Consider the following 24,349-nt stretch of genomic DNA (forward strand, 5'->3'; position numbering starts at 1 on the left):
GGTCTTGGGACAAGTGACCGCCTGCAGCCCCGCTCATCCCGCAGGAGCATCGTGGCAACTGGCCGAACACACCGACCGGCGACCCGCAGCCGAGGTATTCCCGAGGCCACTGTCGCCCGGCTTCCGCTGTACTTGCGCGCACTCACCGCGCTCTCCGAGCGATCGGTGCCCACGGTGTCCTCTGAGGAGCTCGCCGCGGCTGCCGGAGTCAACTCCGCCAAGCTCCGCAAAGACTTCTCCTACCTGGGCTCGTACGGCACCCGCGGCGTGGGCTACGACGTCGAGTACCTCGTCTACCAGATCTCCCGCGAACTCGGCCTGACCCAGGACTGGCCCGTCGTGATCGTCGGCATCGGTAACCTCGGCGCGGCCCTCGCCAACTACGGCGGCTTCTCCGCGCGCGGATTCCGCGTCGCGGCGCTCATCGACGCCGACCCCGCGATGGCCGGCAAGCCGGTCGCGGGCATGCCGGTGCAGCACACCGATGACCTTGAGAAGATCATCGAGGAGAACGGCGTCTCGATCGGCGTCATCGCGACCCCGGCGGGTGCGGCCCAGCAGGTGAGCGAGCGGCTGATCGCCGCCGGTGTCACCTCCATCCTGAACTTCGCGCCGACCGTGCTGTCCGTGCCGGACGGTGTCGACGTGCGCAAGGTCGACCTGTCGATCGAGCTCCAGATCCTGGCGTTCCACGAGCAGCGCAAGGCCGGCGAGGAAGCGGCGGCCGGCGCCGGCTCCGCTTCCCCCGTCTCCGCCGCGGCCGGTGACGAGGACGCCGCCGAGGCGGCCCCCGCCACCGGTGGTTCCGGTGCGGCCCCGGCCGCCGCCGTCGAGCCGCCCGCCGGGCGCACCACCGCCGTCGCACGCAAGAACGGCCCCGAGGGCGAGGTTCCGGCGGTGATGCCGGCATGAGTCTGCTCGTCGTAGGGCTGAGCCACCGCAGCGCGCCGGTGAGCGTGCTCGAACGCGCCTCCCTGTCGGCCGACGCCAAGGTCAAGCTGCTGCACGACACCCTCGCCGCGGAGCCGGCGACGGAGGCGACGGTGCTCGCCACGTGCAACCGGATCGAGCTGTACGCGGACGTGGACAAGTTCCACGCCGGTGTGGCCGAGCTGTCGACCCTGCTCGCGCAGCACAGCGGCGTGGCGCTGGAGGAGCTCACCCCGTACCTCTACGTCCACTACGAGGACCGGGCCGTCCACCACCTGTTCTCGGTGGCGTGCGGACTGGATTCGATGGTGATCGGCGAGGGCCAGATCCTCGGGCAGATCAAGGACGCGCTGGCGCTGGGGCAGGAGCTCCACACCGCCGGCCGGCTGATCAACGACCTGTTCCAGCAGGCGCTGCGCGTCGGCAAGCGGGCGCACTCCGAGACCGGTATCGACCGGGCCGGGCAGTCGCTGGTGACCTTCGGGCTCGAACAGCTGACCGCCGGGCGCGAGCCGGTGGACGTCTGGGCCAAGGACAAGCGGGCCCTGGTGATCGGCGCCGGCTCGATGTCCTCGCTGTCCGCCGCCACGCTGGCGCGGATCGGTGTCGCCGAGATCGTCGTGGCGAACCGCACCGCCGAGCGGGCGGACCGTTTGGCCGAAATTCTGGTTGCCTCAGGCACTGGGGTGGCCGCGCGCGCCGTTCCGATGGCCTCGGTGGTCGACGAGCTGACACGAGTCGACATCGTCGTGTCCTGCACGGGGGCCACCGGGCTGGTGCTGACCGGCGACGACGTGGCCGCGGCCCTGGCGCAGGGCCCCTCGGGCCTGGCGCCCCTTGCCCCCGCCGTGCTCCCGGCCCCTGCGCCGCCGGCGCCCGCGAAGCCGGCAGGCGCCGGACTGGGCCCGGCCGACGCCGACGTCCTGGCCCGGCTCGTCGCCGCGGCCGAGGCCGGGGTGCGCCTCGCCGACGGGGGCGTGGCGCGGACCATCACGCCCGGGGCGGACCGCGACGGGTGCCCCGTCGACGTGCCGGCCGGCGACGGACGGGCCGCCCTCACCGGAGTCGACGCCAACTCCCTCGAACTGCACGGCACATGGGCCGACCAAGGTGAAGCGGCCGCACAGCGGCAGCCCCGCAAGGGCGCCCGCAGCCAGGTCGACGTGGCGCCGGTACGGCTGGCCCTGCTGGACCTGGCCATGCCGCGCGACATCGACGCCGCCGTGCACCGCATCCCGGGCGTGCGGCTCGTCGACATCGAATCGCTCGCCGAGGCTTCGGCCGACGCGCCGATGGCGGCCGACGTGGACGCCGTACGCGGGATCGTCGCCGAAGAGGTCGCCGCCTTCGGGGCCGCTCAGCGCGCCGCGCACATCACGCCGACCGTCGTCGCCCTGCGGGCGATGGCCGCCGAGGTCGTGGCCATGGAAGTGGCACGGCTCGACGGGCGGCTCCCGGACTTGGACGAACGACAGCGGGCCGAGGTCACCCAGACCGTGCGCCGTGTCGTCGACAAGCTCCTCCACGCGCCGACCGTGCGCGTCAAGCAGCTCGCCAGCGAGCCCGGCGGCGCCGGGTACGCCGAGGCGCTGCGCGAACTCTTCGACCTCGACCCGCAGACGGTGGCCTCCGTCAGCCGGGCCGACGCGGCCGGTCAGGCCGGACAGGTCGATCAGGCGGGACAGGCCGACAAGGCTGACAAGAACGACGACTCAGGACGGGCATCATGAATCCACGTCTCGACCAGCCCCTCCGGCTCGGCACGCGGCGAAGCAAGCTGGCCATGTCCCAGTCCGGCCATGTCGCCGACGCGGTACGGGCGATCACCGGCCGGCCCGTCGAGCTCGTGGAGATCACGACCTACGGTGACGTGTCGCGCGAGCACCTCGCGCAGATCGGCGGCACCGGCGTGTTCGTCACCGCGCTGCGCGACGCGCTGCTGCGCGGCGAGGTGGACTTCGCCGTCCACTCGCTGAAGGACCTGCCGACCGCGCAGCCCGAGGAGCTCGTGATCGCGGCCATGCCGTTGCGCGAGGACCCGCGCGACGCGCTCGTCGCCCGCGACGGCCTGACCTTCGAGCAGCTGCCCGACGGCGCCCGCATCGGTACCGGTTCGCCGCGCCGCACGGCGCAGCTGAACCACTACGCGCGCAGCCTCGGCAAGCGCATCGAGACCGTCGCCATCCGGGGGAACGTCGACACCCGGATCGGTTTCGTGCGCGACGGCGAGCTGGATGCCGTCGTCCTCGCCGCCGCCGGACTCAACCGGATCGGCCGCGGTGACGAAGCCACCGACCTGCTGTCCGTGGACTGCGTGCTGCCGGCTCCGGGCCAGGGTGCCCTGGCCGTGGAGTGCCTCGCGTCCGACGCGGAGCTCATCGCTTCGCTCGGCAAGCTCGACGACCCGCACACCCGGGCCGCCGTGACCGCCGAGCGTTCCCTGCTCGCCGCCCTGGAGGCCGGTTGTAGCGCACCTGTGGGTGCGCTCGCCGATCTGCTGGCCGACGGCCAGGTTGTCAATGAAATGCGCCTGCGCGGCGTCGTCGGAACCCTCGACGGCTCGACGCTGGTGCAGCTGTCCACCACCGGTCCCGTGCCCCAGTCTTATGACGAAGCCATGGCGCTCGGCCGCGAACTCGCGGACGAGATGCTGGCCAAGGGCGCGGCCGGTCTGATGGGGGAGCGATCGCTTTGAACCCCTCACGTCCGACCACCTCCGCTTGTCCGGTCGTCGCCGCCCACGGGCACGTCACCTTCCTCGGTGCCGGCCCCGGTGACCCGGGTCTGCTGACGCTCCGCGCCGTCGAGGCGCTCGCGGCCGCGGACGTACTGATCGCGGAGCCCGAGGTTCTTGAGGTCGTACGCACGCATGCGCGCGCGGGAGTGGACACGCCGCAGCTGACGATTGCTGACGAAGTGTCAGCAGCCGCCGGTGTCCCGGTGATCCGGGACGCGGCCAATCTTGTCATGGAGGCCGCGCGCTCCGGCAGGCGGGTCGTCCGTGCCGTCACCGGCGACCCCGGACTCGACGGCGACGCGGCCGAGGAGATGCTCGCCTGCGCCACCGGCGGGATCCCCTTCGAGGTGGTCCCCGGGGTCGCGACCGCCGTCGGCGTGCCCGCGTACGCCGGTGTACCGCTTCGCGGCGGCCGGGGCGACGAAGGCACGGACGTGCGCTTCGTCGACGCGCGCAACGCCTCCGCGCGCTGCTGGAGCGAGGTCGGCGCCAGCGACGGCACCCTCGTCGTGTCCGCGACGCTGGAGACCGTGGCGAGCGCTGCCGCCGAGCTGGTGTCCGCCGGGCGTAAGCCCGACACCCCGCTCACGGTGACCGTCGCCGGTACGACGACGCGCCAGCGGACCTGGAACGCCACCCTCGGGACCATCGCCCAGGTCTTCAAGCAGGGCAAGGTGCTCCCGTCGCCCGAGGGCGCCCGGCCGGTCATAGCCGTGGTCGGTGAGCGGGGCGCCGCCGCGCGGCGCGAGGAGCTGGCCTGGTTCGAGTCGAAGCCGCTGTTCGGCTGGCGGGTCCTCGTACCGCGTACGAAGGAGCAGGCCGCTTCGCTCTCCGACCAACTGCGTTCGTACGGCGCGGTGCCGCACGAGGTGCCGACCATCGCCGTGGAGCCGCCGCGCACCCCGCAGCAGATGGAGCGCGCGGTCAAGGGCCTGGTGACGGGCCGCTACGAGTGGATCGCCTTCACCAGCGTCAACGCGGTCAAGGCCGTCCGCGAGAAGTTCGAGGAGTACGGGCTCGACGCCCGGGCCTTCGCGGGCATCAAGGTCGCAGCCGTCGGCGAGCAGACCGCCGCCGCGCTCGTCGAGTTCGGCGTCAAGCCGGACCTGGTGCCGAGCGGCGAGCAGTCCGCGGCCGGACTGCTGGAGGACTGGCCGCCGTACGACCCGGTCTTCGACCCGATCGACCGCGTCTTCCTGCCGCGCGCCGACATCGCGACCGAGACGTTGGTCGCGGGCCTGATAGAGCTCGGGTGGGAGGTCGACGACGTCACCGCCTACCGGACCGTGCGCGCGTCGCCGCCGCCGGCCGACACGCGCGAGGCGATCAAGGGCGGCGGCTTCGACGCCGTTCTCTTCACGTCGTCCTCGACGGTGCGCAACCTCGTCGGCATCGCCGGCAAGCCGCACAACGTGACCGTCATCGCCTGCATCGGGCCGGCCACCGCCAAGACGGCGGAGGAACACGGCCTGCGGGTCGACGTCCTGTCGCCGGAGCCGAGCGTCAGCAAGTTGGCCGAGGCGCTGGCCGAGTACGGCGCGGCGCGCCGCGACGCGGCCAAGGAGGCGGGCGAGTCGGTGTCCCGCCCGAGCGAACGCCGCCCGGGCGCACGCCGGCGCCGTACGACCTGACCGGTGGGCAGAGCCTGACCAGGGCCCGGACGCAGCCGCGTCCGGGCCCTGTGCCGTTCCGGCTCCGCCTCGTACCCGTCCCCGGTTCCGTGCACGGCGGGCCCGGCCCGGAGCGGCCGGGGGCACGGCCTACGCTGGATCCCGACTGTTCTCGAAGCTCGAAGAGGCGACTGAGTATGAGCGCGTACGGATCCTTCCCCGGCTCGCGGCCCCGCCGGCTGCGCACCACCCCGGCGATGCGGCGGATGGTCGCGGAGAACCGGCTGCACCCCTCGGACCTGATCCTCCCGGCGTTCGTACGGGAGGGCATCAGCGAGCCCCTGGCCATCTCGGCGATGCCGGGCGTGGTCCAGCACACCCGCGACACGCTGCGCAAGGCTGCGGTGGAGGCGGTGGAAGCGGGCGTTGCGGGGATCATGCTGTTCGGTGTTCCGGCCGACGAGAACAAGGACGCGCTGGGCACGGCGGGCACCGAGCCGGACGGCATCCTCCAGCTCGCGATCCGCGACGTGAAGGCGGAGGTGGGCGACGATCTGGTGATCATGTCCGACCTGTGCCTGGACGAGTACACGGACCACGGCCACTGCGGTGTGCTGGACGAGAACGGGCGCGTCGACAACGACGCCACGCTGGAGCGGTACGCCGAGATGGCCCAGGTCCAGGCCGACGCGGGCGTCCACGTGGTCGGCCCGAGCGGCATGATGGACGGCCAGGTCGGCGTCGTCCGCGACGCGCTCGACGAGACCGGGCACGAGGACGTCTCGATCCTCGCCTACACCGCGAAGTACTCGTCGGCGTTCTACGGCCCGTTCCGCGAGGCCGTCGCCTCGTCGCTCCAGGGCGACCGCAAGACGTACCAGCAGGACCCGGCGAACGCCCGGGAGTCCCTGCGGGAGCTGGCGCTCGACCTGGAGGAGGGCGCGGACATGGTGATGGTCAAGCCGGCCGGCCCGTACCTGGACATCCTGTACCGGGTCGCGCAGGCGGTGGACGTCCCGGTGGCCGCGTACCAGATCAGCGGCGAGTTCGCGATGGTCGAGGCGGCGGCGGAGAAGGGCTGGATCGAGCGCGACCGCGCCATCCTGGAAACCCTGCTCGGCATCAAGCGGGCCGGCGCGGACACGATCCTCACGTACTGGGCCACCGAAGTCGCGGGCTGGCTGCGCGAAGCGCGCTGAGCCGGCGCTTCAGCGCAGGGGCCAGGGTCGGTCGGACCCGGAGGGAGGTCCGGCCCGCCAGACCCGCCGCCAGGCGCGCCACCACCTCGGCCCCGCTCGCCCCGCTCTGCCCATGCGGGGCAGCGTAGGCGGGGCCGGGGCGCGGGCTCACGGAGCGGGCCGGCGGTCCGTCACTTTGTGGACCGGACCGGACCGGACCGGACCGGACCGGACCGGACCGGATCCGGCGCGGCCCGGCGCGGCGCGACCGGTCGGCAACGACCCCGCGGCTCAAGGCCAGTCGACGATGCCGGTGAACACGATGCAGTCCAGGACGACGGCGGCGGGGGCGAGCAGCGCGAACCCGATGCGGCGGGCGGAGTTCCGCCGCTGCCGTGGCAGCGCCCAGCAGATCACCAGCACGGCCAGGGCGAGCAGCAGGCCGGTGGTGAAGACGGGGAAGGCGATGTCGTACGAGGCGTCGAACCGGTCGCTCGCCGCGTCCCCGCAGGAGTCGCAGGCCATGGGGGACAGCCCGACGAAGAAGAACGCGACGAGGGCCATCGGCAGCGTCAGCAGGGTGGAGACGAGCGGCGCGACGAACGCCCGCCGGTCGTGCGAGGTGTCCTGGTCGTGGTCCTGGTGCTGATCCATGACCACAGTCAACTGCGCTGACCGAAGCGGCACATGAGTGCGGGTACTCAGGCGGGGTGGGGTGCCGTGCTCGGGGTGGGGGCCGGGGCGGCGGCCAGGCCGGGTCAGGCGGGGAAGCCGAGCGCCAGGGCGGCGACCACGGGGGCCATGTAGACGAGGGGGAAGGGGGCGTGCCCGTAGGCCCGCGCCCGCAGAACGGCGATCACGGCTCCGGTGAAGTACAGGACGAGGCCGACGGCGGCGAGCAGGCCGATCACCGGGACGAAGAACCCGACGAGGAGGCCGATGCCGCCCGCGGCCTTCGCCGCGCCCAGCAGGTTCCACCACGACCGGGGGACCCCGTAGGCGGCCAGCGGCTCGACTACGTACTTGGCGCGGAGGAAGACCGACGCACCCGAGAAGCCCGACATGACGGCGGCGACGATGGTGACGACGGTGGTGGTGGTGGACATCGGATGCTCCTCATCGGGCGGCTTCGTTGCGCTCTTCACCCTCATGACCCGCCGCGCCGCACGTGTGTGACAGCCCGCCGAAAAAATCTTCGGTCCGGCTCGTGCCCGGCCACGGACGGCCGCCGCGCCCCGCCCCCGCTCGCGTTCCCCGCACCCCTGGCGCACCCTGGAGTGAAGGGTGACCCCCTGGAGGTGATGCACCATGCCCACACTCGTCGGGTGGCACGTGGAGCTCGAATTCACCGAGGAAGGCCATCGCACCAGCGCGGCGGCCATGGTCAGACTCGGCGACGGCTCCGAGATGAGGGCGCACGGCTACGCCATGCGTCACCCCTCCGACCCGGAGCAGCTGCGGGTCGGGGAAGAGATCGCAGGCGCTCGTGCGCTGATGGATCTCGCGTCCCAGATGTTGCAGAAGGCCCACTCGGAGATCGACGAGGCCACGGGTCGGCACTCCTACCCGCTCAGCCGCTGACCCACGAACGGCCGTGAGGGACTTTCGAGTCCCTCACGGCCGTCCGGCGGTGATGACCGGGGCGGGTCACGGGGCCGGGGGGCGGTCCTGCCGGGTCCGGTGGTCCGTGCGGGCCTGCAGGCGGGTCATGGCGCGGGTCAGTTCCGCGGACGCGCCGAACGGGACGAGTGCGGCGCGGGACGGGATGCGCAGGCCGCCCGTCAGGGCCACGCGGGTGCCGCCCGCGGGGTCGGGGGCGGCGGCCATGCCGATGATCAGGAAGCGGCTCTGCAGCCAGCACCAGCCCGGGCGCAGGACTCCGCGGAAGTGGGCGCGGAAGCCGTACTTGCTGCGGGCCAGGGCCTCCACCCGGTCGCCGGTGACCCGTAGGACGCGGACGCTGCGCATGTCCGGCTGGAAGCGGCCGAACTCGCCCTCCAGGTCCCCCATCACCGTCCAGACGGCGTCCAGCGGTGCGGGGAGGACCCGTTCGACCACGCGGGCGCCCCGGACTCCGGCCGCCATGACCCGCAGGCGGTTCACCTCGTCGATCGCGTACGCGTCGTGCGTCATGCGGACCACGCCCTTCGGAAGCTCGTACGGGCCCGGTGCAGCCGGGACTTGGCGGTGCCCGGCGGGACGCCGAGGAGGGCTGCCGCGGATTCCTCGTCGAGGCCCTCCACGTCCCGCAGCACCAGGACGGCCCGGTGGTCGGGCGAGAGGCGGGCCAGGACGTCGTCGATGTCGGCGGCGAGCTCGGGGTCGCCGGTGCCGGGGAGGTCGGCCAGTTCGGCGGGGCGGGCGCGGGCCGCGCGGCGGGCGGTGCGGACGGCCTCACGGACCGCGATGGCGCGGACCCAGCCGTACAGGGTCTGCGGATCGCGCAGCGACCGCAGCGCACGGAAGACCGCCACCAGGGCCTCCTGGCAGGCGTCGGGGCCGTCAGCGAGGGCGATGGGGGTGCAGATGCGGCCGATGTACGGGGTGAGGTGGTCGAGCAGGTCGTGCATCGCCAGGGTGTTGCCGGCGAGGGCGGCCCGGGCGAGCGTGACGCCGCGGTCGTGTTCGGCGGGGGTCACCGGGCGCGGGCCAACCGGGTGGCGGCCCAACCGAAGCCGAGGCAGGCGGGCGTGTAGAGGAACAGGTTCAGCCCGTAGAAGGGGCCGGCCGGGCTGTCGAGGAGTCCGGCGGCCCACCCCAGGCCGGCGACGCCCCGTACGGCCAGCCCGGCCGCGACGGCGCCGGTGACCGCCCGCGTGACGCGCCCGCCGCGGCCGTGGGCGTGCGCGAGGACGGCCCCGGCACCCGTGAGGGTGAGCGCCGCGAGCGGCAGGACGACGGGCGGGGCGAAGGAGACCTCCGCGCCGAGGACGGCGAGGGACAGGCCGCGCTCGCTCGCCGCGGGCCAGGTCCGCCCGGTGGCCCAGTACAGGTGCGCCAGCCCGTCCACGGCCAGCAGCGTCCCCACGGCGATCCCCGCCCGGCGCCGCGATGTGTCCCTCATGAGTGCCCCCTCGGTGTCGGAAACCAACACGACGAAGAGGAGGCGCACGGGGAGAACGTTCCCTGTGCGCCTCGTCACATCGGCGGGGCGGGAGCCGTCAGAGGCGCTCGGGGGTGCGGATGCCCAGGAGGGACATGCCCTTCGAGAGCGTCCGGGCGGTCAGGTCGCACAGGAACAGGCGGTTCTCGCCGACGACGAGCTCCGGCTCCGGCTTCACGACCGGGCACTGGTCGTAGAACGTCGTGAACAGCGAGGACAGCTGGTACAGGTACGCGGCCAGCTTGTGCGGGGCGTGCTCGGCGGCCGCCTCGGCGATCAGCTCGCCGAACTGGTCCAGGTGCAGGCCCAGCGCGCGCTCGGCCGGCGCCAGCTCCAGCTCCGGGTGCGCGACCGCCTCGCGGTCCCCGGCGCGGCGCAGGATCGACTTGATCCGGGCGTACGCGTACTGGAGGTACACGGACGTGTCGCCGTTCAGCGAGACCATCTGGTCCAGGTCGAACTTGTAGTCGCGCGCGGCGGAGGTCGACAGGTCCGCGTACTTGACCGCGCCGATGCCGACGTACCGGCCGTTCTCGACGATCTCCTCCTCCGACAGGCCGACCTTCTCCGCCTTCTCGCGGACGACGGCCGTCGCCCGGTCGACCGCCTCGTCGAGGAGGTCCACCAGCCGGACCGTCTCGCCCTCACGGGTCTTGAACGGCTTGCCGTCCTTGCCGAGGACCGTGCCGAAGGCCAGCTGTACGGCCTTGACCTCGTCGTTCAGCCAGCCCGCGCGGCGGGCCGTCTCGAAGACCATCTTGAAGTGCAGCGACTGGCGGGCGTCGACCACGTAGATCAGGGTGTCGGCCTTCAGGTTGCCGACGCGGTCGCGGATCGCCGACAGGTCGGTCGCGGCGTAGCCGAAGCCGCCGTCCGACTTCTGGACGATCAGCGGGGTCGGGTTGCCGTCCGGGCCCTTGTACTCGTCGAAGAACACGCACAGCGCGCCGTTGGAGCGGACGGCGACGCCCGACTCCTCCAGCAGCTTGCACGTCTCGACGAGCATGTCGTTGTAGCCGGACTCGCCGACGACGTCCGGGTCCTGGATGTCCATGTCCAGCTTGTCGAAGACGGAGTAGAAGTAGATCTTCGACTCGTCGACGAACCGCTGCCACAGCGCGAGGGTCTGCGCCTCGCCCGCCTGGAGGTCCACGACCCGGGCCCGCGCCCTGGTCTTGAACTCCTCGTCGGAGTCGAAGAGCGCCCGCGACGCCTTGTAGAGGCGGTTCAGGTTGGACATGGCCTCCTCGCCGGAGACCTCCTGCTCCGACTTGTGGTCCAGCTCGTGCGGGTGCTCCAGGAGGTACTGGATGAGCATGCCGAACTGGGTGCCCCAGTCGCCGATGTGGTGGCGCCGGACCACCGTCTCGCCCGTGAACTCCAGGATCTCGACCATCGCCGCGCCGATGACCGCGGACCGCAGGTGGCCGACGTGCATCTCCTTCGCGACGTTCGGCTGCGCGTAGTCGATCACCGTCGTGCCGGCGTTCGCGGCGTACGGGACACCGAGGCGGTCGTCGCCGGCGCGCGCGGCGAGGGTCTCGATGATCGCCCGGTCGGAAACCGTGATGTTGAGGAAGCCGGGGCCCGAGACCTCGATCTCCTTGATCAGGTCACCTGCGGGGAGGGAGTCGACCACGGTCGTCGCCAGCTCGCGCGGGTTGGCCTTGGCCTTCTTCGCGAGCGCCAGGATGCCGTTGGCCTGGAAGTCGGCCCGGTCGCTTCGTCGCAGCAGCGGGTCGGCGCCACCGGCCTCCGGCAGGGCCGAGGCGAGGGCGTCCGCGACGCGCTGATTGACGGAAGAAGCGAGGGAAGGGACCGAGGCCATGAGCTGCCGTTCCTGTGAGGTCGTGCTGGTGGGTGCACTTGGTTGTTCCGACAAGTGCCGAGTATCCCACGTGAGGCCCCTTCGCTTCGCGGGATATCGAGCGGGACGGCCACGGGCGGAAGCAACCCCGGAGCGGCCCGCTCCGTCTGGGAGAATGGCTGAACAGCATTCGAGATAGAAGGACGTGTCGTGGCTCAGAGCAGCACCGAGACCGACTGGGTCTCCCGTTTCGCGGACGAGGTCATCGCCGAGGCGGAGCGCCGAGCACCCGGCAAACCTGTCGTCGTCGCGTCCGGACTCTCCCCCTCCGGCCCGATCCACCTCGGCAACCTCCGCGAGGTCATGACCCCGCACCTGGTCGCCGACGAGATCCGCCGCCGCGGCTTCGAGGTCCGGCACGTGATCTCCTGGGACGACTACGACCGGTACCGGAAGGTGCCCAAGGGCATCCCCGGCGTCACCGAGGAGTCCCACGCCCAGCACATCGGCCGCCCGCTGACCGCCGTGCCCGCCCCCGAGGGTTCCGCGTACGCGAACTGGGCCGAGCACTTCAAGGCCGCCATGGTCGAGGCGCTGGCCGAGCTGGGCGTCGAGTACGACCCGATCAGCCAGACCGAGCAGTACCTGGCCGGCACCTACCGCGAGCAGATCCTGCACGCGATGAAGCACCGCGGCGACATCGACGCCGTCCTGGCCCAGTACCGCACGAAGCAGAAGCCGGGCGGCAAGAAGCCCCAGCAGAAGCCGGTCGACGACGCCGAGCTGGAGGCCGCCGAGGGCTCCGGCGCGGCGAACGAGGACGACGGCAGCGCCGACGGCTCGGAGTACTTCCCGTACAAGCCGTACTGCGGGGCGTGCAACAAGGACTTCACCAAGGTCGTCTCCTACAACGACGAGACCACGCAGCTGGACTACGTCTGCACCGAGTGCGAATTCGGCGAGACCGTCAAGCTGTCGGAGTTCAACCGCGGCAAGCTGGTCTGGAAGGTCGACTGGCCGATGCGCTGGGCGTACGAGGGCGTGATCTTCGAGCCCTCCGGCGTCGACCACTCTTCGCCGGGCTCGTCCTTCCAGGTCGGCGGGCAGATCGTGCACCTCTTCGGTGCCGAGCAGCCGATCGGACCGATGTACGCGTTCGTCGGCATCAGCGGCATGGCCAAGATGTCCTCGTCGAAGGGCGGGGTCCCGACCCCGGCCGACGCGCTGAAGATCATGGAGCCGCAGCTGCTGCGCTGGCTGTACGCCCGCCGCAAGCCCAACCAGTCCTTCAAGATCGCCTTCGACCAGGAGATCCAGCGCCTCTACGACGAGTGGGACAAGCTGGAGGCGAAGGTCGCCGACGGCTCCGTGCTCCCCGCCGACGCCGCCGCGCACACCCGCGCCGTACGCGTCGCCTCGCACGAGCTGCCGCGCACCCCGCGCCCGCTGCCGTACCGGACGCTCGCCTCCGTCGTCGACATCACCGCCGGCCACGACGAGCAGACCCTGCGCATCCTGACCGACCTGGACCCGTCGCAGCCGCTGACCTCCCTCGACGAGGTACGGCCGCGCCTGGACCGCGCCGAGAACTGGATCACCACCCAGGTCCCGGCCGACCAGCGGACCCTCGTGCGCGAGGAGCCCGACACCGAGCTCCTGTCCTCCCTGGACGACGAGGGCCGCGAGTCGCTGCGCCTGCTCGTCGACGGCCTCGACTCGCACTGGTCGCTCGACGGGCTCACCACGCTCGTCTACGGCGTCCCGAAGGTCATGGCCGGCCTGGAGCCCGACGCCAAGCCCACGCCCGAGCTCAAGGTCGCCCAGCGCACCTTCTTCGCGCTGCTGTACCGCCTGCTCGTGACCCGGGAGACCGGGCCGCGCCTGCCCACGCTGCTCCTGGCGGTCGGGGCGGACCGGGTCCGCAAGCTGCTCGCGGCCTGACGCCATGCGCAAGGGCCCGCACCCCTCGGGGGTGCGGGCCCTTGCGCATGGCGTCGGCGCGACGGCTAGGAGATGTGCTCGTTCTCCAGGTCGCGCTGGTAGCGCTGCTTGAGCTCCGGCATCAGCCGGCTGATCGTCCGGAAGGCGAGCGGGTGCGTTATCCCGTGCCGGTCCGAGAGGTATATGTCGATCTGCTCGGGGCTCGGCACCTTGCCGTTCTCCTCGATGTACGCCCGGAAGACCTCGTACGCCGCCTCCGTGAACTTCGCCTCGTCCACGGACCCGTCCGCGAACCCGTCCGCGAGCCCGTCCTCGCGCGCCGCCGGGATCGGCAGCTCCTGCTGGCCGGGAACCTGCTCCTGCGACTCCTCCGGGCCGGTCGGGGGCATCACCGGGGTCGGCTCCAGGCCCTCGACGTACTGCGGGTTGTAACCGCCCTCGTACGCGGCCTGAGGGGCCAACGGCGCGGCGAACCAGGCGCTGTCGTGGGCCGCGGGCATGGCCGTCGGATCCACCGCGAACGGCGGCGGGGCGGGGTGACCGGCGGCGACGGCCGCGGCGACGGGGGCAGCGGCCTGGGCCGGAACCTGGGCCTGGCCTTCGAACGGAGCCTGCGGGGACTGCGGAGCCTGCGCGCCCCGGGCAGCGGCCGACGCCTGGGGCGTGCCCGCCTGCCCGGCGGTGCCCGCCTCCAGGGCCGGAGCCGACGCCCCCGCGACCGCCGCGGCCGCCGGAGGCAGCAGCACCGGGTCGATGCCCGCCGCAGCCAACCCCTCCGGCGCCGTCTGCGCCAGCGGAACACCGATCCGGGCCAGCCGCAGCGGCATCAGCGCCTCCACCGGGGCCTTGCGCCGCCATGCCCGCCCGTACCGGGCCTGCAGCCGAGCCTGGTAGATCAGCCGGTCCTGCTCCATGCCCACGGCCTGCTCGTACGACCGCAGCTCCCACAGCTTCATCCGGCGCCACAGCTTGAAGGTGGGAAGGGGGGAGAGCAACCAGCGGGTGATCCGCACACCCTCCATGTGCCGGTCCGCGGTGATGTCCGCGATCCGGCCCACCGCGTGCCGGGCCGCCTCCACCGTGACCACGAACAGGATCGGGATCACCGCGTGCATGCCCACGCCCAGCGGGTCCGGCCAGGCCGCCGCACCGTTGAACGCGATCGTCGCCGCGGTCAGCAGCCACGCCGTCTGGCGCAGCAACGGGAACGGGATCCGGATCCACGTCAGCAGCAGGTCCAGCGCCAGCAGCACGCAGATGCCCATGTCGATGCCTATCGGGAACACCAGCGAGAAGTTCCCGAAGCCCTTCTGCAGGGCGAGCGCGCGCACCGCGGCGTACGAACCGGCGAAACCGATCCCCGCGATGACCACGGCTCCTGCGACCACGACGCCGATGAGTATCCGGTGCGTACGAGTCAGCTGCATCGCGGCCACCCGCGATCCCCTCCCCTTGTCGAGCTACGGCAGGCACAGCGTACGGGTGACTGCACAGGTGACTGAATGTCAGCCTCCCGTTAAGCCACCCCGACCCGCCGGGACCTACTGCGCGGAGGGAGAAGCCTGCTGCTCAGGCTGCTTCTGCTGCTCGTTGGCGGTGGCGACCGAGGCCACCGCCTCCTTCGCGGCGGCGATCGCGTCCTGGAGCAGCTTGGCCTGATCCGGAGCGCCCGCACCCTCGTACGCCGCACCGTTGTAGTCGAGCGTGACCACCACGTTCTGCGTGCGCGCCACGATCGTCGTGTTGAAGAAGTCGACGTCCTTCTTCACGCCGTACACGACCGAGGTCGCCTGGTCGCCGATGCCGCCGGCCTGCTCGACCTTCACGTCGTGCGCGCCCTCGGACGCCTTCGCGGCCTCGACCTGCTTGGTGTACTGGTCCTCGGCGCGCTTGTTCGCGCTGCCGAGCGAGGCGTGCGACTCGTAGCGGACCGTGGAGATCGACAGCCAGCGGTACTGCGAGCCCTTCAGGCCGTCCTCGTCCAGGCCGTTCCAGGAGCAGCTGGCACGGGTGGTCAAGTCGTTCGACTTGGTCGCGGTGCCGTTCTTGTCCTTCGCCTCGGGGACGAGGGTGCCGACGGTCGCCGTCTGGATCGCCTTGCACGGGTCGGGCAGCGTCGCGAACGCCGCCTTCTCCAGGGGAGCCGACGCCTTGCCGCTCGGCTTGGCGGAGGACGAGGACGCGCCGGGCTTCTTGTCGCCGCCCGAACCGGAGGTCTTGCCCGAATCGGACGAGCAGCCGGCGACGGTGAGGATCACCGGGACGGCTGCGCAAGCGAGAACGCGAGTGAGGCGCGAGGCTGATCGGTGCATGGTTCCTTCAGTACGTTGTGGGGCGCGTTCTGTGGACGCGGTGCGGGCGCGGGACCCGAGCAACGGTAGCCCGACCCGGCGCGCGCCTGCTGTGCGCGCCGTCACGCCGAGCCCCCCGCGCCCTCTCTCACTCGTTGAACCGCTCGACGAGTGCTTGCGCCAACTGCCGTGCCTTGTCTTGTGTTTCGGGGCTCGAAGGAACCGTACCGGGCAGCGCGGGCTGCACGCTGTACTCGACCGTGACGATCACATTCGAGGTGCGGAACACAATCCGCACGGTCCGCGCCTGCGCCGCGCTGGCACCGGCCGCGCTCAGCTTGTCCTCGATGTAGGCCTCGGTACCGAGGCCTTCGAGAACGCGCGACCCGAGCTCGGGCGGCGGGGCGGTGGGGCTGCTGCCGGCAGGGGACGGAGACTGCCCGGCGGCCGGGGGAGGGCCGGCGGGCGCAGGGGTGCCGGGGCTGGCCGCAGGACCGGTCGCGGCGCTGGTCGCGGGGCTCGGCGTGGGGCTCGTCGTGGGGCCGGGGAACGGCAGGTGCGCGTCCGTCAGCCGGCGCACGTACACCTGCCGCGCCTTGTCGTCGTCGCTCATGAGCGTCCGGTCGTACGACACCACGCGCTCGAAGCCCACCGACAGCAGCCGGGTCTCCTGGGGCGTCTGCGCGGTCCAGCGGCAGCCGACGTGCCGGTCGCCGTCGTACGAGGTGTCCGCACTGCCGGCGTACAGCTGCGCGCGCTGCTCGTCGGTGAGGCTGTCCCCGGTCGGGAGCATGGCGCGCAGGCGCTTGGCGTCGGCGGCCTTGCAGGGCGCGGGCAGGCTGCGGTACTTGCCGGCGGGTGCGGGTGCGGGGCTGCTGTCGCCCGCTTTGGAGTCGCTGTCGGAGCCGACGCCACTGCCGCTGGTGCACCCGGTCAGGCCGGCCACGCCGGCCATGAGTGCGGTGAGCATCGCGATGCCCGGCAGGACACCTCGCCGTACCGCCTTGCGCTGCACGTCCACTGGCTCCCTTCGACCGGCCGGCGGCCCGGCGGTCAGGAAAAATGCGTTGCCGCGCTTTGGACGCGGATGAACACAATGTCTATCGCACACGCTGGTGCTGGCGCCGGTCCCCTGTCTGTTTTGGGGCCATGAGCGAGGCTTTTTGCGTATTACGAACTTTCTGTGTTTCGCGGGGGATTGAAGCGTTATGTCGTATGTAGAGGTACCGGGGGCGAAGGTCCCGATCCGGATGTGGACCGACCCGGCGTCGGTCGAGGCCGGCGCGATGCAGCAGCTGCACAACGTCGCCACGCTTCCGTGGATCAAGGGCCTGGCGGTCATGCCGGACGTCCACTACGGCAAGGGCGCCACGGTCGGCTCGGTCATCGCGATGAAGGACGCGGTGTGCCCGGCGGCGGTGGGCGTCGACATCGGCTGCGGCATGTCGGCGGTGAAGACGTCCCTGACGGCGAACGACCTCCCGGGGGACCTGTCGGGCCTCCGCTCCAAGATCGAGCGCGCCATCCCGGTGGGCGCGGGCATGCACCGCGACCCGGTGGACCCGGACCGGCTGTACGGGTTCCCGGTGGAGGGGTACGAGGGGCTGTGGGAACGGTTCGACTACCTGGCGGATGCGGTCAAATTCCGTCGGGAACGGGCCGCAAAGCAGATCGGAACACTCGGATCGGGCAACCATTTTGTCGAATTCTGCCTTGATCAGTCAGGTTCGGTCTGGCTGATGTTGCACTCCGGTTCCCGCAACATCGGCAACGAGCTCGCCGAGCACCACATCAGTGTGGCCCGGAGCCTGGACCACAACCAGGGTCTGGTGGACCGCGACCTGGCGGTGTTCCTTGCGGCGACGCCCGAGATGGAGGCGTACCGCAACGACCTCTTCTGGGCGCAGGAATACGCCAAGTACAACCGGGCCGTGATGATGAGCCTGTTCAAGGAGGTCCTCCGCAAGGAGTTCCGGAAGGCGAAGGTGTCCTTCGACCGCGAGATCAGCTGCCACCACAACTACGTGGCGGAGGAGCGGTACGAGGGCATGGACCTGCTGGTCACCCGCAAGGGCGCGATCCGCGCCGGCAGCGGTGACTACGGGATCATCCCGGGCTCCATGGGGACGGGCTCGTACATCGTGAAGGGGCTGGGGAACGAGAAGTCGTTCAACTCGGCCTCTCACGGAGCGGGCCGGAAGATGAGCCGGACGGCCGCGAAGAAGCGCTTCTCGGCGCGGGACCTGGCCGAGCAGACCAAGGGCGTGGAGTGCCGCAAGGACTCGGGCGTGGTCGACGAGATCCCGGGCGCGTACAAGTCGATCGAGCAGGTCATCGACCAGCAGACGGACCTCGTCCAGGTCGTGGCCAAGCTCAAGCAGGTCATCTGCATCAAGGGCTGAGCCCGGGGTGCGGTTTACGGGGGACTGGAAGGGCCCGGACCGATCCCGGTCCGGGCCCTTCCGTGTGGGATCAGTCCTCGTCGCCGTCGAGGAGGCGGTCCCGGGGAGTTCGCGCGTGATGCCGATGGACTCGGGGAGGGGTGGGGTTGCCGCCCGTCGTGTCGCACGGGCGCGAGCCGAAGCTGCTGCGGCCTCCGTACGGGGCCGTGAACGACGAGGTGCGGGCCACGGCCAAGGCGCGCGGGGTGAAGGCGCTGGTCACGTGGACGTACGACTTCACGACCTGGGCCGAGACGCCACCGACCCCGCAGCTGAAGGCCGGGGACATCGTGCTGCTGCACTTCACGCCGACGCTGGCGGCCGATCTGGAGCGGGCCCTGGGTGCGGCGAAGGCCGCCGGGTTGAAGCCGGCGGCCCTCGTGCCGCACCTCAAGGCGGCCGGGCTCGTCCCGTAGCCGCTTACAGGTCGCGGTGGACCTTGGTGTTCGAGGCCTGGGCGCGGGGGCGGACCACCAGGAGGTCGATGTTGACGTGGCTGGGGCGGGTCACGGCCCAGGTGATGGTGTCGGCCACGTCATCGGCGGTGAGGGGGGCGGCCACGCCCGCGTAGACCTTCTCGGCCTTCTCCGCGTCGCCGCGGAAGCGGGTCTTGGCGAACTCCTCGGTCTTGACCATGCCCGGGGCGATCTCGATGACGCGGACCGGCTGGCCGACGATCTCCAGGCGGAGGGTCTCGGCGAGCACGCGGGCGCCGTTCTTGGCGGCGACGTAGCCGGCGCCGCCCTCGTACGTGGCGTGGCCGGCGGTGGAGGACAGGACCACGACGGTGCCGTCGCCGGAGGCGATGAGGGCGGGGAGGAGGGCCTGGGTGAGGTTGAGGGTGCCGATGACGTTGACCTCGTACATGGTGCGCCAGTCGGCGGGGTCGCTGGTGGCGACGGGCTCGGCGCCGATGGCGCCGCCGGCGTTGTTGACCAGGACGTCGCAGCGGTCGAGGGAGGCCGCGAAGGCGTCGACGGCGGGGCGGTCGGTGACGTCGAGGGCGTGGGCCGCGGCGGAGTGGCCGGCTGCCGTCAGCTCGGCGGCGAGGGCCTCGATGCGGTCCTTGCGGCGGGCCGTGAGGACGACGTGGTAGCCGGCGTCGGCGAGCTGCCGGGCGGTGGCCGCGCCGATGCCGCTGCTCGCGCCGGTGACTACGGCGGTCCGGTTGGTGGCGGCCGTGCTCATGTGCGGGCTCCTCGGTCGTTCGGCGGTTCGGTCGTTCGTACGGGCGAATCCCCGCCAGCATAGGCGGGGCTCAGCGGCCGCGCGGGGCGTACATGATCACGGCCGTGCCGGCGAGGCAGACGAGGGCTCCGGCGATGTCCCAGCGGTCGGGGCGGTAGCCGTCGGCGGCCACGCCCCAGAGGAGGGAGCCGGCGACGAAGACGCCGCCGTACGCGGCGAGGACGCGGGCGAAGTCGCCCTGGGGCTGGAGGGTGGCGACGAAGCCGTAGAGGCCGAGGGCGATGACCCCGGCGCCGATCCAGGCCCAGCCCTTGTGGTCGCGCACGCCCTGCCAGACGAGCCAGGCGCCGCCGATCTCCAGGAGGGCGGCGAGGGCGAACAGGGCGGCGGAGCGGGCGATCAGCATGGCTCGAAGCGTACGCAGGCGGGCCCGGGGCGCCGCCCGCCGGTTGGGGGAGGGCTCGCCCTCGTTCGTGTGATGGTCCGACCGGTCGGGGGCGGTGCTGGCTAGCCTCCGCGCGTGGAGGTGGTGGCGGTGCGCCGTAGTGCCGTACGGAGTGTGGTGGTGGCGGGTCTGCTGGTGCTCGGGGTGTCCGGCGGGTCCGGGGTCTCCAGGGCGTCCGGGGTCTCCGGGGCGTCCGAGGTGTCCTGGGCGTCCGGGATCCCGAGGGTCTCCGGGAGCGCGCGCAGCGGTCCCGAGGCGGACGTGGCGTACCACGGGCGGGTGTCCCTGGAGCAGGGGCGGCTGCGGGTGTGGGTGGTGCCGCAGAACGAGGGGCCGGCCGCGCTGGCGAACGCGACGCTGCGCGTGCGGCTGTCGGCGGACCTCGCGGACCGGCAGGAGTTGGCGGAGGGCTGCGTACGGGCCGGGCTGCGCGAGTTGGTGTGCGAGACGGGCGCGCTGCCGCTGCACGGGCGGGGCCGGCACATCGGGCTGCTGCTGGCGCTGAAGGAGCCGGTGCCGGAGGTGATGGTCCGGATCGACACGTGGTGGAACGGCGGGGCGTCCGACCGGGACCTGTCCAACAACCAGCACGCGGTGCTGGCGTTGGACACGGGCGACTCGTACGCGTTCTGACCCTCGTCCTACGGCGTGGCCGCCCTACGGGGTGGCCACGCCGCCGAATTCCTCCACGGCCTCGCTGACGATCCGCTCCAGGCGGGCGTGGTGGGCGCCGCGCCAGTAGACGCGTTCGCACGCCGTGCACTGGGCGAAGACGTCGTACGAGCGCTGCGTTCCGCTTTCGAGGCGGTCGCCGACGCTGTCCTTGTCGGCTTGCCGCAGTGGTCCGTTGCAGGCGGTGCAGCGGGTCCAGGGCGTGAGTGCGGGGGCGAACCGGCCGAGGACGTCGCGCAGTTGCTCGTCCGGGTTGTCGCTGTAGACGTACGCTCCGGCGAACAGCTCGCGGCGGCGCAGCAGTCCGCGGTCGCGGGAGAGCAGGACGCGCTGTTCGGCCGCGGAGCGGGTGGCGAGGGCGGGGTCGCCGATGTCTTCGTTCTCGTAGGCGGCGTCGACGCCGAGCAGGCGCAGGCGGCGGGCGAGGGTGCCGAGGTGGACGTCGAGGAGGAAGCGCAGCGGGGCGCCCTCGATCTGCTGGGGACGTTCGACGCCGAGGACTTCCACGCTCTGCCCGGCGCGGGGCACGTACGAGACGGGCACCTCGTGGCCGTCGACGAGGAGCCGGCCGACCTCGGTGAGCGGGACGCCGGCCGATTCGACGACGTGGCCGAGGCTGGAGGCGCCGTCGGTGGCGGTCGGTACGCGTTCGGCGCGCCGGCTGGGCGGGGCGAACAGGCGTAGTTCGGGGGCGAGGGTGAGCTGAATGGCGGGTCCGTTCACGCTGTCAGCATGCCATTGGGTGGCGGGGTGGCGCGGCCGAATTACGAGGTCGCGGTGGTGTCGTCGTAGGTGGTGCGGTGGGCGTTGACCTCGTCGAAGTGGTTCTCGGCCCACTGCTTCACCGAGGTGAGGAGGCAGGCGAGGCTGCTGCCGAGTCCGGTGAGGCGGTAGTCGACGCGGACGGGGACGGTGGGGGTGACGGTGCGGGTGACGAGGCCGTCGCGTTCGAGGGAGCGCAGGGTCTGGGTGAGCATCTTCTGGCTGACGCCGGGGATCTTGCGGCCGAGGTCGCTGTAGCGCATGGAGGCGTCGTCGGCCTGGGCGAGGGCGGCGACGATCAGGCCGACCCATTTGTCGCTGATGCGGGCCAGGAGCTGGCTGGTGGGGCACTCCTTGAGGAAGGCGTCGTAGGCGTAGCGGGCGTCTTCGCGGCGGGCGGCGGCGGTGCTGGTGGCCATGGGTGCCCCACTTCCGGGTCGGGTACGCACTCTGAAGTGCGTACTTACGAATGGAGAGTACCTCTCCCTAGGTTAGTGCTCAGCAGGAAAGAGCGAACGAAACCGAAACCCAGACCGAACCGGAAACCGGGGAGACATCATGAGCGAGAACGTGCAGACCGTGGAGACCATGCAGGCGGTCGTCGTGAACGGCTTCGGCGGGCCGGAGCAGGTGGAGGTCGTGCAGGTGCCGGTCCCGCAGCCGGAGGCCGGCCAGGTCCGTGTCCGGGTCGCGGCGGCCGGGGTCAACCCGGTGGACGGGGCGGTCCGCGTGGGCGTCTTCGGTGGTGCCGGGCAGCGGCTCGGGCTCGGTTGGGACGTGGCGGGCGAGATCGACGCGGTCGGCGCGGGGGTCACCGGTTGGTCGGTGGGGCAGCGGGTCGTCGGGCTGCACTACGGGCCGGTCAAGCCGCTGGGTACGCATGCGCAGTACGCGGTGCTCGACGTCTCGGCGGTGGCTGCCGCCCCGGCCACGGTGGACGCGGTCGCCGCGGCGGCGCTCCCGCTGAGCGGGCTGACCGCGGCCCGGGCGGTGGGGCTGCTGGGGCTGGCCCCCGGCTCCTCGGTGCTGATCACCGGGGCCGCAGGTGTGGTCGGCGGGCTCGCGGTGCAGCTCGCGGTGCGGGCGGGGCTGGTGGTGACGGCCCTGGCGGGCGAGGCGGACGAGGAGTTCGTACGGTCGCTGGGCGCGACGGGGTTCGTACCGCGGGGCTCGGTTCCGGCCGAGCCGGTGGACGGGGTCGTCGACGCGGCGGTCCTCGGGGAGCCGGCGCTGGCCTTCGTCCGTGACGGCGGGGTCTACGTGGGCCTGCGGCCGCACGCGGGCCCGGCCGCGGAGCGCGGGATCCGGGTGGTGGAGCAGGAGGTCGCGGCGGACGGCGCGCACCTGGCGGAGCTGGTGGGGCTGGTGGACGAGGGCGCCCTGACCCTGCGGGTCGCGCAGACGATCGCCCTGGCGGACGCGGCGAAGGCCCATGCCCTCCTGGCGGAGCCGGGCACCCGCGGCCGCCTGATCCTGACGACCTCCTGAACGGGCGACCTCCTGAACGGAGGGGCGACGGGGCCGTCCGCGGGGCGGACACGGGGCGCAGGCGGGGCGCAGGGTTGACGCCCCGCCACCCCTGCTCCGGCCGGGCAGGCGCCCGCCGCGGCGGCCCCGCAACCGGGCGGATCCTGCGCTGACCTGCGCGAACCCCGTCGGCTGGCCGGCTGGGACGCGCGGTGGAAGACTCGGTGGAAAGTGGCGAGGAGCGACCCATGGGTGCTTCGACTGTGCCGGTTGCGGGAGGGGCTCCGGCCCCGGCTCCGGTTCGACTGGACGATTCCGCGTACCACGAGCTGGCGCGTTCCTTCCGGGGCAGTCTGGTGCGGGTCGGGGACGCCCCGTACGAGGAGCGCCGGCGGATCTGGAACGGCGCGATCGACCGGCGCCCCGCCCTGATCGCGCCCTGTACCGGTTCGGCCGATGTGGTGGCGGCGCTGAAGTGGGCGGTGGAGTCGGGTGCGCCGGTCGCGGTGCGCAGCGGCGGTCACAGCTTTCCCGGGCATTCGGTGTGCGACGGCGGCGTGGTGATCGACCTGTCGGCGATGAAGGAGGTCCGGGTGGACCCCGAGGCCCGTACGGTCCGGGTCCAGGCGGGGGTGCTGCTGGGCGAGTTGGACGCGGCGACGCAGCCGTTCGGGCTGGCGGTGCCGTCGGGGATCGTGACGCACACGGGGGTGGCGGGGCTCACCCTCGGTGGCGGGATCGGCTGGCTGAGCCGCAAGTACGGGCTGAGCGTGGACCAGTTGTTGTCGGTGGACCTGGTCACGGCGGCCGGGGAGCGGGTGACGGCGAGCGCGGTGCACGAGCCGGAGCTGTTCTGGGGGATGCGCGGGGCGGGCGGGAATTTCGGCGTCGTCACGGAGTTCACGTTCCGGCTGAACCCGGTCGGCCCGACCGTGCTGGCCGGCCCGGTGCTGTGGCCGGCACAGGAGTCGGCGCAGGTGATGCGGTTCTACCGGGACTGGATCGAGGACGTGCCGGACGAGCTGACGACGATCGTGGTCCACCGCAAGGCCCCTCCGCTCCCGGCGATCCCGCAGGAGCTGCACGGCAGGCCGGTGGTGATGGTGATCGCCTGCTGGGTGGGGGACGCGGAGGCCGGTGGGGAAGTGTTGCGGCCGATGCGGGAGTTCGGGCGGCCGTTGCTCGATCTGTGCCGGCCCAAGCCGTACCTGGCGCACCAGGCGATGTTCGACGCGTCGTTCCCGCACGGCTGGTGGTACTACTTCCGGGGCTGTGGCCTCGACCGGCTCGCCGACGGGGTCGTGGACACGATGGCGCGGTACGCGGGGCGGATCGTCTCGCCGCAGAGCGGGTTCCCGCTGTTCCAGCTGGGCGGCGCGGTCGCCCGGGTCGGGGAGGACGACACGGCGACGGGTGGACGCGGGCTCGGCCACATGCTGAACATCAACGGGATCCGGCCCACGGCGGAGGGCTTCGCCGAGGAGTGCGGGTGGGTCCGGGAGTTCTGGTCGGCGCTGGAGCCGTACCACGCGGGTGTGTACGTGAACTTCCTGATGGACGAGGGCGAGCAGCGGATCCGGCAGGCCTACGGCTCGCGGGAGCGGAAGCTGGACCGGTTGCGGGCGCTGAAGGGCGAGTGGGATCCGGGGAACGTGTTCCGGCTCAACCAGAACATCCCTCCGGCGGGCCGGGCCGCCACTGCGGGCACGCCTTAGCCCGTGATCGCTTCCGGCGCGGCTACGGGCGGGCGCGGGACGGCATGGTCACGCTGGGTGGT

25 protein-coding genes are annotated in these 24,349 nt (G+C 72.2%); 12 read left to right on the plus strand and 13 right to left on the minus strand.

The genetic code is table 11. The annotated features are described in order from the left end of the window. The first annotated feature begins 51 nt into the window (after positions 1–51). The 5 genes from OHA65_RS21500 to hemB all read left to right on the plus strand — a co-directional run bounded on the left by OHA65_RS21500 (position 52) and on the right by hemB (position 6,476). Positions 52–912: a redox-sensing transcriptional repressor Rex gene (locus tag OHA65_RS21500; RefSeq protein ID WP_327284734.1), complete on the plus strand. Its 861-nt coding sequence runs from the start codon at positions 52–54 to the stop codon at positions 910–912. Beyond that, positions 909–2,660 (plus strand): glutamyl-tRNA reductase, encoded by a 1,752-nt coding sequence (locus OHA65_RS21505; protein ID WP_327284735.1) that lies wholly within the window; start codon positions 909–911, stop codon positions 2,658–2,660. Before OHA65_RS21500 ends, OHA65_RS21505 begins: the two co-directional genes overlap by 4 nt. Continuing rightward, positions 2,657–3,625, plus strand: coding sequence for a hydroxymethylbilane synthase (gene hemC / locus OHA65_RS21510; protein ID WP_327284736.1), 969 nt, complete (start codon positions 2,657–2,659; stop codon positions 3,623–3,625). The genes OHA65_RS21505 and hemC overlap by 4 nt, the downstream gene beginning before the upstream one ends. Continuing rightward, the gene (locus tag OHA65_RS21515; protein ID WP_327284737.1) at positions 3,622–5,298 is read left to right on the plus strand and encodes a bifunctional uroporphyrinogen-III C-methyltransferase/uroporphyrinogen-III synthase; all 1,677 of its coding nucleotides are present in this window, start codon (positions 3,622–3,624) and stop codon (positions 5,296–5,298) included. Before hemC ends, OHA65_RS21515 begins: the two co-directional genes overlap by 4 nt. A 176-nt stretch (positions 5,299–5,474) precedes the next feature. Then, positions 5,475–6,476 (plus strand): porphobilinogen synthase, encoded by a 1,002-nt coding sequence (gene hemB, locus OHA65_RS21520; RefSeq protein ID WP_327284738.1) that lies wholly within the window; start codon positions 5,475–5,477, stop codon positions 6,474–6,476. 270 nt (positions 6,477–6,746) lie between these two features. Here the strand turns inward: hemB and OHA65_RS21525 are convergent, their stop codons facing one another. Both OHA65_RS21525 and OHA65_RS21530 read right to left on the minus strand, forming a co-directional pair. Then, positions 6,747–7,109 (minus strand): hypothetical protein, encoded by a 363-nt coding sequence (locus tag OHA65_RS21525; RefSeq protein WP_327284739.1) that lies wholly within the window; start codon positions 7,107–7,109, stop codon positions 6,747–6,749. A 104-nt stretch (positions 7,110–7,213) separates the two neighbouring features. Beyond that, positions 7,214–7,561 (minus strand): DoxX family protein, encoded by a 348-nt coding sequence (locus tag OHA65_RS21530; protein WP_327284740.1) that lies wholly within the window; start codon positions 7,559–7,561, stop codon positions 7,214–7,216. A 202-nt stretch (positions 7,562–7,763) separates the two neighbouring features. Between OHA65_RS21530 and OHA65_RS21535 the strand changes: the two genes are divergently transcribed. Next, positions 7,764–8,036: a DUF1876 domain-containing protein gene (locus OHA65_RS21535; protein WP_327284741.1), complete on the plus strand. Its 273-nt coding sequence runs from the start codon at positions 7,764–7,766 to the stop codon at positions 8,034–8,036. Between the two features lie 66 nt (positions 8,037–8,102). On the opposite strand, the gene OHA65_RS21540 is transcribed toward OHA65_RS21535, so the two are convergent. The 4 genes from OHA65_RS21540 to argS all read right to left on the minus strand — a co-directional run bounded on the left by OHA65_RS21540 (position 8,103) and on the right by argS (position 11,386). After that, positions 8,103–8,588: a hypothetical protein gene (locus OHA65_RS21540; RefSeq protein ID WP_327284742.1), complete on the minus strand. Its 486-nt coding sequence runs from the start codon at positions 8,586–8,588 to the stop codon at positions 8,103–8,105. Continuing rightward, a complete protein-coding gene (locus OHA65_RS21545; protein ID WP_327284743.1) occupies positions 8,585–9,094 on the minus strand; it encodes an RNA polymerase sigma factor in 510 nt (169 codons plus the stop codon). Before OHA65_RS21545 ends, OHA65_RS21540 begins: the two co-directional genes overlap by 4 nt. Beyond that, positions 9,091–9,519 carry a DUF3995 domain-containing protein gene (locus tag OHA65_RS21550; protein ID WP_327284744.1) on the minus strand — a complete coding sequence of 143 codons (429 nt, stop codon included), beginning with the start codon at positions 9,517–9,519 and terminating at the stop codon, positions 9,091–9,093. Before OHA65_RS21550 ends, OHA65_RS21545 begins: the two co-directional genes overlap by 4 nt. A 97-nt stretch (positions 9,520–9,616) precedes the next feature. Then, a complete protein-coding gene (gene argS / locus OHA65_RS21555) occupies positions 9,617–11,386 on the minus strand; it encodes an arginine--tRNA ligase (protein ID WP_327284745.1) in 1,770 nt (589 codons plus the stop codon). A gap of 189 nt (positions 11,387–11,575) precedes the next feature. On the opposite strand from argS, the gene lysS reads away from it, so the two are divergent. Continuing rightward, entirely contained in the window at positions 11,576–13,306 is a 1,731-nt protein-coding gene (gene lysS / locus OHA65_RS21560; RefSeq protein WP_327284746.1) for a lysine--tRNA ligase, read from the plus strand. 65 nt (positions 13,307–13,371) lie between these two features. On the opposite strand, the gene OHA65_RS21565 is transcribed toward lysS, so the two are convergent. The 3 genes from OHA65_RS21565 to OHA65_RS21575 form a co-directional block, all read right to left on the minus strand. Further along, the gene (locus OHA65_RS21565; protein WP_329314240.1) at positions 13,372–14,742 is read right to left on the minus strand and encodes a DUF2637 domain-containing protein; all 1,371 of its coding nucleotides are present in this window, start codon (positions 14,740–14,742) and stop codon (positions 13,372–13,374) included. Positions 14,743–14,847: 105 nt separating this feature from the next. Beyond that, complete coding sequence (locus OHA65_RS21570; RefSeq protein ID WP_327284747.1) at positions 14,848–15,618, minus strand: DUF3558 family protein; 771 nt, start codon at positions 15,616–15,618, stop codon at positions 14,848–14,850. Between the two features lie 127 nt (positions 15,619–15,745). Continuing rightward, the gene (locus OHA65_RS21575; RefSeq protein WP_327284748.1) at positions 15,746–16,612 is read right to left on the minus strand and encodes a DUF3558 domain-containing protein; all 867 of its coding nucleotides are present in this window, start codon (positions 16,610–16,612) and stop codon (positions 15,746–15,748) included. A gap of 193 nt (positions 16,613–16,805) precedes the next feature. Between OHA65_RS21575 and OHA65_RS21580 the strand changes: the two genes are divergently transcribed. After that, positions 16,806–17,999, plus strand: coding sequence for an RtcB family protein (locus OHA65_RS21580; protein ID WP_327284749.1), 1,194 nt, complete (start codon positions 16,806–16,808; stop codon positions 17,997–17,999). 146 nt (positions 18,000–18,145) lie between these two features. After that, positions 18,146–18,454 carry a hypothetical protein gene (locus OHA65_RS21585; protein ID WP_327284750.1) on the plus strand — a complete coding sequence of 103 codons (309 nt, stop codon included), beginning with the start codon at positions 18,146–18,148 and terminating at the stop codon, positions 18,452–18,454. 4 nt (positions 18,455–18,458) lie between these two features. Here the strand turns inward: OHA65_RS21585 and OHA65_RS21590 are convergent, their stop codons facing one another. Together OHA65_RS21590 and OHA65_RS21595 are read right to left on the minus strand one after the other, a co-directional pair. Next, positions 18,459–19,226, minus strand: a complete 768-nt coding sequence (locus OHA65_RS21590) for an SDR family NAD(P)-dependent oxidoreductase (RefSeq protein ID WP_327284751.1) — start codon at positions 19,224–19,226, stop codon at positions 18,459–18,461. 70 nt (positions 19,227–19,296) lie between these two features. Beyond that, the gene (locus OHA65_RS21595) at positions 19,297–19,632 is read right to left on the minus strand and encodes a YnfA family protein (protein WP_327284752.1); all 336 of its coding nucleotides are present in this window, start codon (positions 19,630–19,632) and stop codon (positions 19,297–19,299) included. 129 nt (positions 19,633–19,761) lie between these two features. Here OHA65_RS21595 and OHA65_RS21600 point away from each other — a divergent pair, with 129 nt between their 5' ends. Continuing rightward, positions 19,762–20,304 carry a hypothetical protein gene (locus OHA65_RS21600; RefSeq protein ID WP_327284753.1) on the plus strand — a complete coding sequence of 181 codons (543 nt, stop codon included), beginning with the start codon at positions 19,762–19,764 and terminating at the stop codon, positions 20,302–20,304. A 24-nt stretch (positions 20,305–20,328) separates the two neighbouring features. Here OHA65_RS21600 and OHA65_RS21605 read toward each other — a convergent pair whose 3' ends face one another. Then, entirely contained in the window at positions 20,329–21,066 is a 738-nt protein-coding gene (locus OHA65_RS21605; RefSeq protein WP_327284754.1) for a Mut7-C RNAse domain-containing protein, read from the minus strand. A 41-nt stretch (positions 21,067–21,107) separates the two neighbouring features. Further along, on the minus strand, positions 21,108–21,524 hold the full coding sequence (locus OHA65_RS21610; protein WP_327284755.1) for a helix-turn-helix domain-containing protein: 417 nt from the start codon (positions 21,522–21,524) through the stop codon (positions 21,108–21,110). A 169-nt stretch (positions 21,525–21,693) separates the two neighbouring features. On the opposite strand from OHA65_RS21610, the gene OHA65_RS21615 reads away from it, so the two are divergent. Together OHA65_RS21615 and OHA65_RS21620 are read left to right on the plus strand one after the other, a co-directional pair. Beyond that, positions 21,694–22,593, plus strand: coding sequence for an NADP-dependent oxidoreductase (locus OHA65_RS21615; protein WP_327285737.1), 900 nt, complete (start codon positions 21,694–21,696; stop codon positions 22,591–22,593). Positions 22,594–22,820: 227 nt separating this feature from the next. Beyond that, on the plus strand, positions 22,821–24,287 hold the full coding sequence (locus tag OHA65_RS21620) for an FAD-binding oxidoreductase (protein WP_329314242.1): 1,467 nt from the start codon (positions 22,821–22,823) through the stop codon (positions 24,285–24,287). Positions 24,288–24,349: the final 62 nt, after the last annotated feature.

Origin of the sequence: Streptomyces sp. NBC_00045 (assembly GCF_045041095.1) — a bacterium.
GTDB lineage: Bacteria > Actinomycetota > Actinomycetes > Streptomycetales > Streptomycetaceae > Streptomyces.

What these genes read in the sequence shown, in the direction of transcription:
- OHA65_RS21530 (WP_327284740.1), bottom strand. Translation starts at nt 7,561, where the DNA reads ATGTCCACCACCACCACCGTCGTCACCATCGTCGCCGCCGTCATGTCG.
- OHA65_RS21580 (WP_327284749.1), top strand. Translation starts at nt 16,806, where the DNA reads ATGTCGTATGTAGAGGTACCGGGGGCGAAGGTCCCGATCCGGATGTGG.
- OHA65_RS21525 (WP_327284739.1), bottom strand. Translation starts at nt 7,109, where the DNA reads ATGGATCAGCACCAGGACCACGACCAGGACACCTCGCACGACCGGCGG.
- OHA65_RS21620 (WP_329314242.1), top strand. Translation starts at nt 22,821, where the DNA reads ATGGGTGCTTCGACTGTGCCGGTTGCGGGAGGGGCTCCGGCCCCGGCT.
- argS (WP_327284745.1), bottom strand. Translation starts at nt 11,386, where the DNA reads ATGGCCTCGGTCCCTTCCCTCGCTTCTTCCGTCAATCAGCGCGTCGCG.
- OHA65_RS21595 (WP_327284752.1), bottom strand. Translation starts at nt 19,632, where the DNA reads ATGCTGATCGCCCGCTCCGCCGCCCTGTTCGCCCTCGCCGCCCTCCTG.
- OHA65_RS21590 (WP_327284751.1), bottom strand. Translation starts at nt 19,226, where the DNA reads ATGAGCACGGCCGCCACCAACCGGACCGCCGTAGTCACCGGCGCGAGC.
- hemB (WP_327284738.1), top strand. Translation starts at nt 5,475, where the DNA reads ATGAGCGCGTACGGATCCTTCCCCGGCTCGCGGCCCCGCCGGCTGCGC.
- hemC (WP_327284736.1), top strand. Translation starts at nt 2,657, where the DNA reads ATGAATCCACGTCTCGACCAGCCCCTCCGGCTCGGCACGCGGCGAAGC.
- OHA65_RS21540 (WP_327284742.1), bottom strand. Translation starts at nt 8,588, where the DNA reads ATGACGCACGACGCGTACGCGATCGACGAGGTGAACCGCCTGCGGGTC.
- OHA65_RS21615 (WP_327285737.1), top strand. Translation starts at nt 21,694, where the DNA reads ATGCAGGCGGTCGTCGTGAACGGCTTCGGCGGGCCGGAGCAGGTGGAG.
- OHA65_RS21505 (WP_327284735.1), top strand. Translation starts at nt 909, where the DNA reads ATGAGTCTGCTCGTCGTAGGGCTGAGCCACCGCAGCGCGCCGGTGAGC.
- OHA65_RS21570 (WP_327284747.1), bottom strand. Translation starts at nt 15,618, where the DNA reads ATGCACCGATCAGCCTCGCGCCTCACTCGCGTTCTCGCTTGCGCAGCC.
- OHA65_RS21535 (WP_327284741.1), top strand. Translation starts at nt 7,764, where the DNA reads ATGCCCACACTCGTCGGGTGGCACGTGGAGCTCGAATTCACCGAGGAA.
- OHA65_RS21610 (WP_327284755.1), bottom strand. Translation starts at nt 21,524, where the DNA reads ATGGCCACCAGCACCGCCGCCGCCCGCCGCGAAGACGCCCGCTACGCC.
- OHA65_RS21550 (WP_327284744.1), bottom strand. Translation starts at nt 9,519, where the DNA reads ATGAGGGACACATCGCGGCGCCGGGCGGGGATCGCCGTGGGGACGCTG.